This is a genomic window from Streptomyces sp. NPDC048461 (assembly GCF_055587105.1).
In genome coordinates, this window is record NZ_JBVJGW010000025.1 from 81,113 (window position 1) to 95,366 (window position 14,254).

At 75.6% G+C, this 14,254-nt stretch carries 13 protein-coding genes; 4 read left to right on the forward strand and 9 right to left on the reverse strand.

Translation table 11 applies throughout. The features are described from left to right. Nucleotides 1-20: 20 nt before the first annotated feature. Entirely contained in the window at nt 21-533 is a 513-nt protein-coding gene (locus ACZ6S8_RS31875; protein WP_469460908.1) for a MarR family winged helix-turn-helix transcriptional regulator, read from the forward strand. A gap of 81 nt (nt 534-614) precedes the next feature. Here ACZ6S8_RS31875 and ACZ6S8_RS31880 read toward each other — a convergent pair whose 3' ends face one another. Continuing rightward, a complete protein-coding gene (locus ACZ6S8_RS31880; protein WP_469460909.1) occupies nt 615-2,723 on the reverse strand; it encodes an MMPL family transporter in 2,109 nt (702 codons plus the stop codon). Nucleotides 2,724-2,823: 100 nt separating this feature from the next. Between ACZ6S8_RS31880 and ACZ6S8_RS31885 the strand changes: the two genes are divergently transcribed. Continuing rightward, nucleotides 2,824-3,558, forward strand: a complete 735-nt coding sequence (locus ACZ6S8_RS31885; RefSeq protein ID WP_469460910.1) for an adenosylcobinamide amidohydrolase — start codon at nt 2,824-2,826, stop codon at nt 3,556-3,558. On the opposite strand, the gene ACZ6S8_RS31890 is transcribed toward ACZ6S8_RS31885, so the two are convergent. Next, on the reverse strand, nt 3,542-4,285 hold the full coding sequence (locus ACZ6S8_RS31890) for an anti-sigma factor (RefSeq protein WP_469460911.1): 744 nt from the start codon (nt 4,283-4,285) through the stop codon (nt 3,542-3,544). The genes ACZ6S8_RS31885 and ACZ6S8_RS31890 overlap by 17 nt on opposite strands. 423 nt (nt 4,286-4,708) lie before the next feature. Between ACZ6S8_RS31890 and ACZ6S8_RS31895 the strand changes: the two genes are divergently transcribed. Continuing rightward, on the forward strand, nt 4,709-6,298 hold the full coding sequence (locus ACZ6S8_RS31895) for a molybdopterin-dependent oxidoreductase (RefSeq protein WP_469460912.1): 1,590 nt from the start codon (nt 4,709-4,711) through the stop codon (nt 6,296-6,298). A 122-nt stretch (nt 6,299-6,420) separates the two neighbouring features. On the opposite strand, the gene ACZ6S8_RS31900 is transcribed toward ACZ6S8_RS31895, so the two are convergent. The 5 genes from ACZ6S8_RS31900 to ACZ6S8_RS31920 all read right to left on the reverse strand — a co-directional run bounded on the left by ACZ6S8_RS31900 (nt 6,421) and on the right by ACZ6S8_RS31920 (nt 10,863). Next, nucleotides 6,421-7,296: a DUF4394 domain-containing protein gene (locus ACZ6S8_RS31900; protein ID WP_469460913.1), complete on the reverse strand. Its 876-nt coding sequence runs from the start codon at nt 7,294-7,296 to the stop codon at nt 6,421-6,423. Nucleotides 7,297-7,439: 143 nt separating this feature from the next. After that, nucleotides 7,440-8,219, reverse strand: a complete 780-nt coding sequence (locus tag ACZ6S8_RS31905) for an LmeA family phospholipid-binding protein (RefSeq protein WP_469460914.1) — start codon at nt 8,217-8,219, stop codon at nt 7,440-7,442. Between the two features lie 71 nt (nt 8,220-8,290). Beyond that, on the reverse strand, nt 8,291-8,917 hold the full coding sequence (locus ACZ6S8_RS31910; protein WP_469460915.1) for a TetR/AcrR family transcriptional regulator: 627 nt from the start codon (nt 8,915-8,917) through the stop codon (nt 8,291-8,293). Nucleotides 8,918-9,142: 225 nt separating this feature from the next. Beyond that, nucleotides 9,143-9,754, reverse strand: a complete 612-nt coding sequence (locus ACZ6S8_RS31915; protein ID WP_469460916.1) for a TetR family transcriptional regulator C-terminal domain-containing protein — start codon at nt 9,752-9,754, stop codon at nt 9,143-9,145. Next, entirely contained in the window at nt 9,751-10,863 is a 1,113-nt protein-coding gene (locus ACZ6S8_RS31920; RefSeq protein WP_469460917.1) for a saccharopine dehydrogenase family protein, read from the reverse strand. Before ACZ6S8_RS31920 ends, ACZ6S8_RS31915 begins: the two co-directional genes overlap by 4 nt. A gap of 333 nt (nt 10,864-11,196) precedes the next feature. On the opposite strand from ACZ6S8_RS31920, the gene ACZ6S8_RS31925 reads away from it, so the two are divergent. Further along, nucleotides 11,197-12,117, forward strand: a complete 921-nt coding sequence (locus ACZ6S8_RS31925) for a response regulator transcription factor (protein ID WP_469460918.1) — start codon at nt 11,197-11,199, stop codon at nt 12,115-12,117. Nucleotides 12,118-12,472: 355 nt separating this feature from the next. Here the strand turns inward: ACZ6S8_RS31925 and ACZ6S8_RS31930 are convergent, their stop codons facing one another. Continuing rightward, entirely contained in the window at nt 12,473-13,117 is a 645-nt protein-coding gene (locus ACZ6S8_RS31930) for a response regulator (protein WP_469460919.1), read from the reverse strand. Next, nucleotides 13,105-14,238 (reverse strand): sensor histidine kinase, encoded by a 1,134-nt coding sequence (locus ACZ6S8_RS31935; protein WP_469460920.1) that lies wholly within the window; start codon nt 14,236-14,238, stop codon nt 13,105-13,107. Before ACZ6S8_RS31935 ends, ACZ6S8_RS31930 begins: the two co-directional genes overlap by 13 nt. Nucleotides 14,239-14,254: the final 16 nt, after the last annotated feature.

Consider the following 14,254-nt stretch of genomic DNA (forward strand, 5'->3'; position numbering starts at 1 on the left):
CCAGGGGATAGTCTGTGCGGGTGGAGGCGGCTGACCGGCGAGAAGACGACGGACCCCGTGCCGGGCGGCCGGGTACGGGCGACGCGCGGCTGATGGCCGTCGCCCGCCACCTGCGCCACATCAACGGCGCGATGAACGGCCTGATCCACCGCTTCGCCGGGGAACAGGGCCTGCACGCCACCGACATCCAGGCGCTGGCCGCGATCCTGGACGCCCCGTCCCCGCTGACCCCCGGAAAGCTCGGACAGCACCTCGGGATCACCTCGGGCTCCGTCACCGCCTGCCTCGACCGCCTGGAGAAGGCGGGACACGTCCGGCGCGTCCGGGACTCGGCCGACCGCCGCGTCGTGCACCTCCACTACGAGCCCACGGCCCGCAAGGTCGCGGCCGATCACTTCCGGGTGCTGGCCCGCGCCACGGAACGCGCCCTGGAGCGCGCCGGTGAGGACGACGCCGCCGCCGCGCTCCGCTTCCTCGCGCTGCTCGGCGAGGAGTTCTCCGCGGGCGGGGCCGGAGGCGCCACCGGGGCCTGAGCCCGCTGCCCCGCCCGCGCCCGCCGGCGCACGTGCAGGACGGGCAGGGCGGGCAGGACGGGCGGCACCGGCTCCGCGGGCTCAGTCCGTACGCGCCGCCGCGGGCTCGCGCTCCGGGGCCGGGGCGGCGGTCCGGCTCAGCCGGCCGGGCCACCAGGCCCGGGGGCCGATGTCCAGGACCAGCGCGGGCACCAGGAGCGAGCGGACCAGCAGGGTGTCCATCAGCACCCCGAACGCGACGATGAACGCGATCTGGACCAGGAACGCGAGCGGGATCACCCCGAGGGCGGCGAAGGTGGCCGCGAGCACCACCCCCGCCGAGGTGATCACACCGCCCGTGGCCGTCAGCCCGCGCGTCACGCCCTCGCGGACCCCGTGGCGCAACGATTCCTCGCGCACCCTCGACATCAGGAAGATGTTGTAGTCGACGCCCAGCGCCACCAGGAAGACGAACCCGTACAGCGGGACCGAGGAGTCGGTACCGGTGAAGCCGAGGACGTGCCGGAACACCAGCGCCGAGACGCCCAGGGTGGCGAAGAAGTTCAGGGCGACCGTGGCGACCAGCAGCAGCGGCATCACCAGTGAACGCAGCAGTCCGATCAGGATCAGCAGGATGACGGCCAGGACCACCGGGACGATGAGCGTGCGGTCCCGTTCGGCGGTCCGCTGCGTGTCGTAGGCCTGCGCGGTGTAACCGCCGACGAGGGCTCCGGCGTCCGGCACCGCGTGCACGGCCTGCCGCAGCCGCACCACGGTCGCCTTCGCCGCGGCGGTGTCCGCCGGGTCCTCCAGGGTGGCGTCGATGCGGACCCGTCCGTCCGCGACCAGCGGCGCCTGCGGATTCGCCTTCTCGGTCACCACGGCGGCCGAGGCCACGCCGTCCGTCTCCTCGACCGCCCTGCGGACCTCCGGCAGCCGGTCCGCGTCGGCGATCACGACGGCCGGGTTGCCCGAGCCGCCCGGGAAGTGCCGGCTCAGCTCCCGCTGACCGGCGACGGACGGCGCCTCGTTCACGAAGATCTCGTCGAGCGGTACGCCCCCGGAACGGAGGGTCGGCGCGAAGGCCGAGCAGGCGAGCAGACCCACGAGCACGACGGACCACACCGTGCGGGGGGCGCGGTCGACGAGCGCGGCGGTCCGCTCCCAGACGCCCCGCCCGCCGTTCCCCTGCCGGACGCGCGCGGGCCAGTACGCCCGGCGGCCGAGCAGCACCAGTGCGGCGGGGAGGAAGGTGAGCGAGCTCAGGACCGCGCACACGATGCCGATCGCGCCGACCGGGCCGAGCGCCCGGTTGTTGGTCAGGTCGCTGAGGAAGAGGGCGAGCAGGCCCAGTGCCACCGTGCCCGCGCTGGCCACCACCGGGCCGGCCGACTGGCGCAGGGCTGCGCGCATGGCCGCGAAACGGTCGTCCCCGTGCTGGAGTTCCTCGCGGAAGCGCGCCGTCAGCAGCAGGGCGTAGTCGGTGGCCGCTCCGATCACGAGGATCGAGAGGATCCCCTGGACCTGGCCGTCCACGCGCACCAGCCCCCGGTCGGCCAGCGCGTAGACGACGGCGCACGCCGTGCCCAGCGCGAACACGGCCCCGATGATGATCAGTAGGGGGAGCAGCAGGCTGCGGTAGACGAGCAGCAGGATCACGAGGACGGTGAGCAGCGCCACGCCGAGCAGCAGGCCGTCGATGCCGGCGAAGGCGTCCGACAGGTCGGCCTGCGTCGCGGCGGGCCCCGTCAGCCGGGCCGTCGTTCCGCCGACGAGGGAGGCGGCGGCGCGGATCTCCTCCAGGGCCGGCGGCAGTCCGTCGCCCAGGTCCGGGCGCAGTTGCAGCACCGCGCGCAGCGCCCGGCCGTCCTCGGACGCGGCGACGGGGGAGGGCGGACCCGCGAAGGAGGGGCGGCCGTCGAGCCGGGCGAGGGCGGCGGTCGCGGCCGCCGTCTGTTCGGGGGTGACGGACGCGGAGCCGTCGCGGGTCCAGACGACGACGGCCGGCAGGGACTCCTGCCGGCGGAAGGCGGCCTGGTCCCGGACGACCTTCGTGGACTCGGCGCTCCGGGGGAGGAAGGCCGCCTGGTCGTTGGTGGCGACCTCGCCGAGCTTGCCGGCGTACGGGCCCAGCGTGCCGCCGATGCCGAGCCACGCCACGAGGAGGAGGGCGGGGACGAGCCATCTGGCGAGTCGGGGAGAGGGGGACATGGTGCTCCTGGGGCAGGGGTCTCTCGATAGCCGTATATCTTGATGGTCAAGATATACGGCTGTGAGGATAGCCCCTCCCCGGCCGCGGTTACCCTTCCCTGTGATCTCCGCCCCCCGCACGCTCGTTCCCCTGTCCTCGGCCACGGAGCTGTCCCGCGTCGAGGACGGACTGCGCCTGCCGCTGCTCGTGTGGGCCCCGGGCCCGGGCTGGCCGATGCTGTCCTCGGCCGTCCTCGGCGGCGGCTGGGGCGAGCGCCACTGGGTGATGAACGCCCAGGTCCCGGCGGGCTACCGGCGCCACGACCCCGACCGGCACCTGGAGGCCCTGGCCCGGGGCGCCCGGCTCGGCGGCCCCGGAGCCGCCTTCATGACGGCGGCCCGGGTCGGCGCCCACGGATACGCGCACGACGCGGAGGCCGAGGCGCTGGTGACGGCCGGCGTGGGCGTGCACGGCTGGGCCGCCTCGCCCGAGCCGGCCGGTGACGGGCCGCCGCCGGCCGGCACCATCAACATCATCGGGGCCCTTCCGGTCCCGCTGTCGCCCGCCGCGTACGTCAACGCGGTCGCGACCGCCACCGAGGCGAAGGTGCAGGCGCTGCGCGACGCCGGAGTCGACGCGTCCGGCACGCCCACCGACGCGGTCTGCATCGCCGCCCCGCACCCGCGGCCCGGGCAGCCGTACGAGCCCTTCACCGGCCCCCGCTCGACCTGGGGCGCCCGCCTCGCCCGGGCCGTGCACCGCGCGACCTACGACGCCTGCGTCCGCGACCTGCGGGACCGGGGGACCGCGGTGCCCGAACCCGACGCGAACACGGGTGTCAGGCGTGGAGGTTGAGCAGCATCAGGGGGCTGGACGTCGGACGGGACGCACCGGCTTCGGGTTCGAGGGTCAGGCCGACGGCCAGAGCCTGAGCCGTGTCGCCGTGCAGCAGGACCGCGCCGTCACGGTGCATCGTCCCCGCCGGACGCATCGTGCCGTGGTCGTCGAACCACAGCCGGTAGACCGAACCGGGGGGCGCCGGGGGGAGGCCGGAGGCGACGAACACCGACCGGTTCAGCAGCGCCGAGGTGACCACGGTCGCGGTCGTGCCGCCGCGGGTGCGCCCGTGCACGCTCCGTGCGTCCGGCGCGGCCATGACGGCGGACAGCGCCCGCACCTGCCCGTCCGAGAGCAGCGCCCCGGGCCGCGCCTGCTGGATCCGCTGGTGCTGCCAGACGGCGGCGGAGCCGAAGGCGGCAGCGGCGACACAGGCCGCCAGGACCAGGGGGCCGGTCCTGCGCGCCAGGCGTACGAGGGGTCCGGCCGGCCGGTCGGCGCGGAGGGGCGGGCGCGACTGGCGGACGGAGCCGATGCCGTGCAGGACCGCCTCCTTCGCGCCCGGGGGCGGGGGCGTGCCCACCGCCGTGCCGAGCGCCGCCGACGCGGCCCGGAAGCCGGCCACCTCCTGGACGCAGGCCGGGCACCGCTCCAGGTGGGCGGCGAAGGTGCGGCGCTCCTCGGTGTCGAGGGCGTCGAGGGCGTAGGCGCCGGCGAGGGCGTGCGGATCGTCTTCGTGCTTCATCTGGTCACCCCATGCGGTCGCGCGGCGGGGCGGGTCCGCCGCGCAGGTCGGGTCCTGCCTGCCGGAAGCGGGTCCGCTCCGACACCCGTCCGGCGACCGGCCGGCGCCGTCGAGCGGCACGGACGGCAGCGCCGTCGCCGGTCCGCGGGACGGGCACCCGGCCCGGCGACGGGACCTGCCCCCGTAGCTCCGGGGTCCGGCCGTCGACCCGCCCGTCGCCTGCACGGTCTTCGGAACGGAGGCCGAGGAGGATTGGCCGGGGCCGGGGCTCCGCCCGTACGGCTGAACGCAGGGGGAGCAGGTGCCCGCCCCGGCCGGTCGCACCTGCCGCACCGGCACGCCCCCGCGCGGGCGGACGCCGGGGGAGCGGCCGTTCCCCACCTCGTCCGAAGTGGGACCAATCCGACGGACGTGGCGACGCGAATGCAGGGTGTGAGCAACTTCCGAACGACCTGCGCCCGCGGCCTCAGGGGCGCCGCGGCCGGCCTGCTGGCCGGTTTCACCGCCTTGGCGGTCGCCGAGCTCGTCGCCTCCCTGGCGCGGCCGCAAGCCGGACCGGTGACCGTCGTCGGCGGGGCGGCGATCGACCGCACCCCGGCAGCGGTGAAGGACTTCGCGATCCGCACCTTCGGCGAGAACGACAAGCTCGTCCTCCAGCTCGGCATCCTCGCCACCCTCGGTCTCCTCGCCGTCGCGCTCGGCCTGTTCTCCCTGCGCCACCGGCGCACCGGCGCCGCCGGCGTGCTCCTCTTCGGCGTCATCGGCGCGGCGGCCGCGCTGACCCGCCCCGACACCCAGGGCCCCGTGGACGCCCTGCCCTCCCTCGTCGGCGCCCTCGCGGGCGCCGCGGTCCTCTACCTGCTGGCCGGACGGGCCGTCCCGGACACCGGACCGGAGTCAGCCGCCGGAGCACCCGACGGGCGCTGGTCGCGCCGGGGGTTCCTGGCCGCGGCCTCGGTCACCGCCGTCGCCGCCGCCGGTGTGGGGGCTCTGGGCCGTACGCTCTCCGGCCGTGCCGGCCAGGGCGCCGTGGCGTCGAGGGAGGCGCTGAAGCTCCCCGCGCCGGCCTCCCCGGCCCCCGCCCTGCCGGCCGGAGTCCAGCTGAAGGCCCAGGGCATCAGTGCCTTCACCACGCCGAACAAGGACTTCTACCGCGTCGACACCGCCCTGGTCGTCCCCCGGGTCGACGCCGACACCTGGCGGCTGCGCATCCACGGCAAGGGAGTCGCCCGGCCCCGCACCTACACCCTCCAGGACCTGCTCGAACGCCCCCTGATCGAGCGCGACATCACCCTGACCTGCGTGTCCAACGAAGTCGGCGGCCCCTACATCGGCCACGCCCGCTGGCTCGGCGTCCGCCTCGCCGACCTCCTGCGCGAATGCGGGGTCAAGCCCCCCTCGAAGGGCGGCCCGGCCGACCAGCTCGTCGCCCGCTCCGTCGACGGCATGGCGCTCGGCTCGCCGGTCGAGGACGTCATGGACGGCCGCGACGCGCTCCTCGCCGTCGGCATGAACGGCGAACCGCTCCCCTTCGACCACGGCTTCCCCGTACGGATGCTCGTGCCCGGTCTCTACGGGTACGTGTCGGCCTGCAAGTGGCTCAAGGACCTGGAGCTCACCACCTTCGACGCCTACGACGCCTACTGGGTCAAGCGCAAGTGGGCCCGCAAGGCGCCCATCAAGACGCAGGCCCGCATCGACACCCCCAAGCCCTTCGCCCGCCCGGCCGCCGGCTCCGTCGTCGTCGCCGGGGTGGCGTGGGCCCAGCACCGGGGCATCGAGCGCGTCGAGGTGCGCGTGGACGACGGGCCCTGGCGGGACGCGGACCTGGCGCCCCAGGCCGGTGTCGACACCTGGCGCCAGTGGTCCTACCCCTGGAACGCCGCGGCCGGCGGCCACACGCTCACCGTCCGGGCCACCGACGGCACCGGCTTGCTACAGACCGAGGAGCGGGCCAGGACCGTCCCCGACGGTGCCAGCGGCTGGCACAGCGTCTTCGTCACCGCCGGATAGCCCCCGGCGTTCACCTGCCGCGTCGTGGGCGGCAGGCCGACGCCGCGGACCTCCCGCCCGGTACGGCACGTGACCGCGGGCCGGGACTCCCGACGGAGTCCCGGCCCGCGGTCGTGCGGCCGCTACTCCTGGTTCAGCGGCAGCGCGAGGTCGGTGACCTGCTGCCGGGCCGGGAACGCACCGCGCCCGGTGGCCTTGCCGTTCAGCACGTTGATCTCGTACAGGCCGTACGAGCGGCCGGTGCCGATCGCCGCGAAGCCCTTGTTCACACCGGTCTTGACGGAGTAGTAGATGTCGAAGCCGGCGTTCGGCGCGGCGTTGACCCCGAGGTTTCCGGTGGGGGCCAGGCTGCCCGCGTTGGCGGGGGACTGCAGCGAGATCCGGTCGGCCGCGGTGTCCAGGTCGAACAGGGACGTGGCCGTCGCGGCGTTCAGGTCGTTGTTCGTGTACGCGGCGCCGGTGACGCCCCTCGCGGTGGACGGCGGCATGGTCGGGTTGGTCAGGGTGCCGTCGACGGTGGTGCCGAGCGGGGCCGCGGCGTCGTCGATGTTGTGGCGCAGGTTCTGCCCGGTGTCGGAGATGACCCGCAGCCGGTTCGCGGCCGGGTTGAAGTCGACGCCGAACTGCGCGCCCGAGAGGGCGACGGTGAGCTGCGAGACCTTCACGGCCTTCGCGTTGGTGGTGCTGAGGGTGTAGATGCCGCCCCGGTCGCCGACGCCGTACAGCTTCTCGTTCTGCACGCGGAAGTCGATGCCCACGAGCTTGGTGTCGCCCCGCAGGCCGGACACCTTGCCGATCGAGAAGGTCTTGGAGGGCCTGTCGACGTCGAACTCCACCAGCCTCTGGTCGGCCGTCAGACCGACGGCCCGCAGGGCGGTGTGCGCCGCGGCCGGAGCGGCCTCGCGCGTGCCGCCGGTGTCGGCCGTGGCGAACGCGGGGGCCGCGCAGAGGGCGGCGAGGGCGGCGGAGACGGCGATGACAGTGCTGCGAGTAAGCATGTTCACCTTTCGGAGACGTGCGTACCCCCGCCCGGAGCCGGGCGGGGTCCTCGCTTGCTTCGGAGCGGCTGCGCCCCCGGATGTGGACCACTGCCCGAGTCCACTCCAACGGCCCAGCGGGCGCCGCCGGTCCGTCCGACGTCCTATGCGGTGCCGGTGGTGCAGCCGGCGTCGGCGGCTCCGCCGCCCCCGCCGGAGCCGCCCGGGGTGCCGGACCCTCCCACGGCCTCGCCGGTCAGCGTGAAGGACAGGACGAGCCCGGAGCCGCCGGCGCGCGCCCCGGTGAGCGCGGCACCCGCCGGGAGGTCGTCCAGGCGGACGGTGCGGGGCGCGAGCCGGTCGGCGAATGCGGAGGCGGCCGGCAGGGAGGAGACCCGGTCGACGGGTATGTCCCGGCCGAACACCCCGATGGTGGCGGGCGTGACGGTCAGGCTGTCGGCCGTGGTCGACAGGGTCGTCTTCACGGTGACGGGCAGGCCCAGGTCTCCTGCGGTCCCGGAGAGGACGAGGTTCTGACCGTCCGACCCCACGGTCATCCCGGCGGCCGCCCCACCGGTTTCGCCGCCGAGGCGGTCCTGCAGTCCGCTGTAGGGGACGGTGGCCCGGGCGGTGCCGCCCGTGCCCGCGCCGTCGCGGGTGACGTCCTTCAGGACGGCCTCGACGTCCATGGCGGTGCCCTGCCGGCGGACCCCCTCCGCCGTGACGCGCACGGCGGCGACGCTCCCGGTCAGGGCCCTCAGCCCGGCGAAGGTGCCGTCCAGTTCCGCGGTGACCGCGCCCGTCGCGTGGAGGCGGCAGCTCGCCGCCTCCACGACGCGCTCCTCGACCCGGCCGCGGACCACGACGTCGGTGACGGTGGCGGCCACCGCCACTGCGGCGAGGCAGGCGGCGGTGACGACCAGCGTCTTGCGGCTGGGGTTCACGGTGCGGGGCTTCACAGGGCCGGGCTTCGTGGTGCCGGGCTTCACAGGGCTGGGATTCACGGTGCGGGGGTTCACGGTGCGGGGGTTCCGTTCCGGGCGAGGATGGCGAAGGCCTTGGGCAGGAGCGGGGCCGCGTCCCCGGCGGTGCCGGCTTCGCGGCGGGCCCGCTGGGTGCGCAGCACGGCGCGGGCCGCCGAGAGCGCCGAGCACGCGACCACCGTGGCGTACAGGTCGGCGTCGGGCGTGTCGTCGGGGAGCCGTCGCAGGACCAGGAGGCTCAGCCGGTCCTCGAACTCCGCGAACGCCTGGGTCAGCCGGGTCCGGATCAGCCCCTGGCTCTCGGTGCCCGCCGACGAGTGGGTCAGCCCGGTCAGGGTGCTCTGCGCGAACGGGACCGCGGCCTCCGTCAGGGCCCGGCACACCGCCTCCAGGGGGTCCTCGTCCAGCGGCCGCGCGGTCAGCGCCGCCTCGACGAAGGCGAACAGCTCCGCGCTGTCCGGCAGCAGGAGGGACTCCTTGCTCTCGAAGTAGCGGAAGAACGTGCGCTCCGAGACGTTCGCCGCCGCCGCGATGTCGGTGACCGTGGTGCCCGCGAAGCCGCGCTCGGCGAAGAGCGCGGCGGCGCAGGCACGCAGGGTGCGGCGGGTCTGCTCCTTCTTGCGTTTCCGCAGGCCGGGCGGGGCGTTCTCGGATGCCATGCCGACACCCTCAGCCATGACGACAGGCATGTCAATTGGCAGCGCTGCCACATGTGACCTGGTGTCTGTTGGCAGCCCTGTCCCTTTCGGGCCGGTCCGATCGAGCCCTGCGTCCCGATGGCGATGCTCGCCCTCACCAGCGGCCCGTCGACGGACTCGCACGCGGTCTGGTTCTCGGCGTCGTCGTCGACGGGACGCGGCGGCTCGACCGCGTCCTGCCGCACGTCATGGTGTGGGACCCGGCCCCGCCAGCAGGGTGTACGCCGTCCGCGAGATCAGGGAGTCCGTCGCGGCCGACGCGTTGCCCGCGATGCCCGAGCGCATCAGCGCGCTGCCTTCGAGCAGGGCGATGAACGCCTCCGCCCGTGCGCGCCGTTCCGGCTCCGGCAGGTCGGGCAGGTGCAGTCGGACCTGCTCGGCCACCAGGTCCGCGTAGCGCCCGTAGAAACCCCGGACCGCCGCGGCGACCGCCTCGTCCCGCGCGGCCAGGGCCCACAGCTCGACGAAGACCCGTACCAGGGCGGGGTCGTCCTGCTCGGCGAGGAGCAGGGAGATCACCCGCTCCAGCGGGACCGGCTCCGCCGCCTCCCCGCCGCCTCCGCCCAGGCCGGGGGCGACGTCCGCGAGGCGTTCCAGGGAGCGGCCGAGGAGACGGTCGAGGACCGCGTCGAGGAGCACGTCACGCGTGGGGAAGTAGTACTGGAGGTGGCCGAGGCGCACCCCGGCGGCCTCGGCCACGGCGCGCAGGGACAGCGCGCCGTGGCCGCCGCCGACGAGCGTGCGCTCGGCGGCGTCGAGGAGGGCGGCGCGCCGGGCGGCTCCCTTCGCCGTGCTCACGCGGCGGCCCCCGCGGCGGCCCCGGCGCTCCCGCGCGCGGTGACCTCGATCCGTACGCCCGCTGCCTCCAGCGCCGGCAGCACGGTGTGCGGCAGCGGGTGGGACTCGGGGAAGGCGAGGCCGGTCCGGGCCGGGGCGCCGTCGGCGCCGAGGACCCGGCGCAGGCCGAGCAGGGCTCCGACGGCGGTGAGCCGGGCCTGGCCGTGCGGGTCGGTGACGGTGGCGCTCAGGCCTCCCAGCGGCCCCTCGACCTCGATGCGCAGGGCGGCGGTGCCGCCGTCCCCGGGGGCGTAGAGCAGGCGCCGCCGGACCGGACGCCACCGCTCGCCGCTGGCGCGCCGGAAGAATCCGATGCGGCCCAGGCCGACCAGGGTGGACGTGGCGGCGGCGCTGCTGAAGCCGATGCGGGTCGTCACGGTACGGGCGCCGAGGGTCAGCGGCAGGGTGAACTGCTCGGGGGTGTCGATCCTGGCCACCTTGGTGCGGTGGTCCCCGATGGTCAGCGTCCGCGCGCCGCTGAGCGGGGCGACGCTCCGGGAGAGTCCGCCCTCGCGCACCTCGAAGTCGACGCCGAGGCGGTCCATGAACTCCACCGAATCGGCCCCTGCGCGGTCGGCCAGGTCGTAGCGGACGGAGGTCTCCACGCTGTCGGCCCCGCCGAGGCGCTCCGCGAGCGCGGCGGCCACCAGCGGCACCACGCCGCCCATCCAGCCCGAGGAGAGCAGCACCGGGGCGGCGGGGCCCGCCTCCGGCCGGCCGACCGAGGCCAGTGCGGCCGCGCGCTGCACGCGGGACGTCCAGCGCGTCACGTCCACGTACGGGACCGCGCCGGCGAGGGCGGCCCGCAGGACCCGGTCGTCCGGATCGTTGACGACGCCCACCACGGCCCGTACCGCGGCGCGGAACGGCTCCGGGTCGGAGAGGTCCCAGCGCCGCGCGTCGGCGCCGGTCTCGCGGCACAGGTCCTCGGCCCCGGCGGGCGAGCGGCCCGTGAGCAGGAGGGGCCACTGCCCGGCGGCCATGCGGGCCAGTTCCGCGCCCACCGTTCCGTACCCGCCGACGAGGAGCACCGGTCCGGCGGGGTCGTGCACCAGCTGATCGTTGTTCATGAAGAAGACTATAGGTCACTCGACCTAGAAAACGTCGAGGGGTCCCGGCGGTCCACCGCGAGGCCCGCCGGCCTGCGCTCCGGGCCGCCGGAACGGGCGGTGCAGGTGGCGCGGGTCGTGTAAACCCCCCTGAACGGACGGGTGCCGGCCGGGTCTCACCTCCTTGACGCCCCTGCGGCGCTGGCGAATACTCGCAAGCGCCTGCTCATATGAGCCTTATATCCGCATCTCGTGACAGCGGTTCCGAAGTGAGTGAAATCCGGCGAACGGGATGTACGGCGGCCCCGGCCACGCCCCGCCCCGTCACCGGGAGGACGAAGCGAGGGGAAGCCGATGGACAGCAGGGGCAGCACACTCGACGACCACGGTCCGTGTCCCGGTGACGACCGGCACGGCCACCCGCACGAGCTGATCGGCCGGCTGCGCACGGCCCTGGACGGCCTCGGTGGCCTCACCGACGTACTGACCGCGATGGCCGCGCCCTGCTGCGACGGCCGCGGCGCGCCCGGCCGCCCCGCCCCCGGATGGGGGGCGGCCACCGCGGGGGGCCCGGGTGACGACGGAGAAGCGGGTGCGGTCTTCGCGGAGGTGCGCGAGAGCGCGCGGTTCGAACTCCTGGAGGTCCGGCCCGCCCTGCCCGAGGGCTGTGCGTCCGGCACCTCGGCCCACCACCGGCTGATCGTCAGCGCCTCGGCGGCCGCGAGCCCGGGCGCCGCCGAGCGGCTCAGCGCCGTGACCGGCCGCGGCGCCCTCGTGCGCACCGCCGGGCTGCTGCCCCTGCACATCGCCGTCGCCGACCGGGAGAGCCTGGCCGTCGCGCTGGACCTGGGCCACGGGCTCACCGTCCTGCACACCGCGCGGACGCCCGGGACCGCCCGGAACGTGGCCTTCAGGTTCCTGGAGGACTGGTGGCCCAGGGCGCGGCCGTGCGGACCGGCCCCCCGGATCCCGCAGGGCGCGCTCACCGGTACGGAGGCCGCGGTCATCGAGGGGCTCGCGCAGGGCCTGACCGACGAGAGCGTCGCCCGCCGGGTCGGCGTCACCCCGCGGACGGTGCGCCGCCACGTCGCCGCGGTCTCCGAACGCTACGGCGCCACCTCGCGCCTCCAGCTCGGGCTGCTGCTCGGCCGGGTCCCGGAACGGGCGCCGGTCCCGGACGGGCGGGGGGAGCCCGGCGGTGCGGCCGGCGGCCCCTCCCCTGTGGGGGCCGCCGCGCCGCACCCGGCTCAGGGGTGGGGCAGCGGGTCCACGTAGAGATCGGCGCAGGCGAGCGGCGGTTCGCACCGGTACTTCGCCTCGGCCCTGTCGATGACCCGGAACGTGGGACACCCCTCTCCGGCTCGGCGGCCCCGGCCCGGGGTCGGGCCGGCGTCGGTGGACGCCTCGAACCTAGGGAGCCGCAGGGGGTCCGGACAACGCTCCGGCCGCGTCCTGAACCGGCCATGACCGCTGGCGGACGCCCCGCCGGATGCCCCGCCCGACGCCTCGCCGGGTGCGCTGAGGGCAGCGGCGCGGAGGGCCGCGGGGGCGGACGGGCGAGCGGTACCGGTGGGAAGGCCGGGGGAGGGCCGCGCGCGGCGGACGGCGCCGACGGGCCGGCGCGGGCCCCTCAGCCCTCGTCGAGCCGGTCCTCGCGGACCCGTGAGGCGAGGTCGATCTTCGTGTACGCGGGGCGCCCCGCCCGCTGGTACTTGTCCTTGACCCGGTCCAGGTAGTACTTGGCCGTGTGCGGACTGATGCCGGCCCGCCGCGCGGTGGTCTTGAGGGTGAGGCCCGAGGCGTAGCCGAGCAGCACCTCGCGCTCCTTGGGGGACAGCGCGGGCCGGTCGGGCGCGGCGTCGTGCGCCCAGGCGAACGCGAGTTCCGCGGAGTGGGCCGTACCACCGGCGGCCACCTCCTCGACCGCCGTCACCAGCGTCTCCAGATCGTGGTCCTTGGTCAGGTAGCCGTCCGCGCCGGCGGCGACCGCGGCGATGACCCTGGACCGGTCCGCGACCGTGCTGATGACCAGCACGCGGCATCCGGTCTCCCGCAGCCGCCGGATGTTGGCGGCCGGTTCCGAGCCGTCCTTCAGCAGCAGGTCGAGCAGGACGACATCGGCCGGCGGTCCCCCGCCGGTGAGTTCCACCAGCTCGTCGACGGTGGCCGCCGTCGCGACGAGGTCGATCCCGGGAGCGGGGGCCAGCCAGGAACGCAGTCCGCCCAGCAGCATCCGGTCGTCGTCCACGACCGCGACCGACGTCACCTCGGCCACCGCAGCTCCACGACGGTGCCCTCGCCCGGCGCGCTGTCCACCTCCGCGAAGCCGCCCGCCTCCCGCATCCGGGCGTGCACGGACCGGGCCAGGCCCACGTGACCGGCCGCGGCCGCCCCCGGAGCGAAGCCCGCCCCCCGGTCGACGACGGTCACCAGGACCCCGTCGCCGTGCCGGGCCGCGGTGAGGAAGGCCCGGCCGGTCCGGGCGTGCCGCTGGACGTTGTTGAGGGCTTCGGCGACGGCGTCGGCCAGCGCCGACACGACCTCGGGCGGCACGGACGGCAGGTCGTGGTAGCGCGCGGTCACCTTCAGCTCCAGGTCCTCCGCCGCCCGTACGGCGCCCTCCAGCGCCGCCGCCAGGCCCGGAGCGGGCTCCTCCTCCTCGGCGCTGCGCTGGATGAGCCGGCGCAGGTATGCCGCCTCCCGAGCGCAACGCCTGCGCACCGGGGCCGAGTTCGCGTCGACACCGCCGCGGGCGATGGTGGTCAGGGTGGCCAGTACGGTGTCGTGCAGGGCCCGGTGGTGGGCGATCCGCTCGGCGTACCTGGCCCGGCCCGCCTCCGCCGTCACCGCGAGCTCGTTCGCCGCGTCGAGGAGGGTGCCCTGGCGTCGGGCGTAGCGCCACAGCAGCCAGGTGATCGCCGCCGAGGACAGGACGGAGTTGGTGTGCGCGCCGATGACGGCGATCCCGGCTCCCGTCATGCGGTACCCGACGACGTGGGTCGTGGCGATCGCCAGGATCGCGGCGGCCGCGGGCCAGCGGGTCAGCCCGATGCCGGCGAGCCCGCTGGAGGAACCGCCCAGCAGCATCGCCCAGCCGATCGCGGGCGTCTCCTGCGTCCCCGCCCAGAAGTACGACGCGAACGGCAGCGCGCAGCCGACGAGGACCACGTCGGTCACCACGTGCGGCGGCCTCAGCCAGCCGTGCGAGCGCGCCGCGCCGAAGACGAGCACCGTGCATCCGACGGCCGTCGCCATCAGCAGCCACCCGACCGGACGGCCGCCCGACCGTCCGTGCGCCAGACCGGCCAGCCCCACCGCGAGGTGGCTGATCCGGTACAGCCCCGTCGCCAGCAGGAGAAACGATTGCGCACGCTGGAGCCCCGAGCCGATCCCCACCTGATGTCCCTCCGCG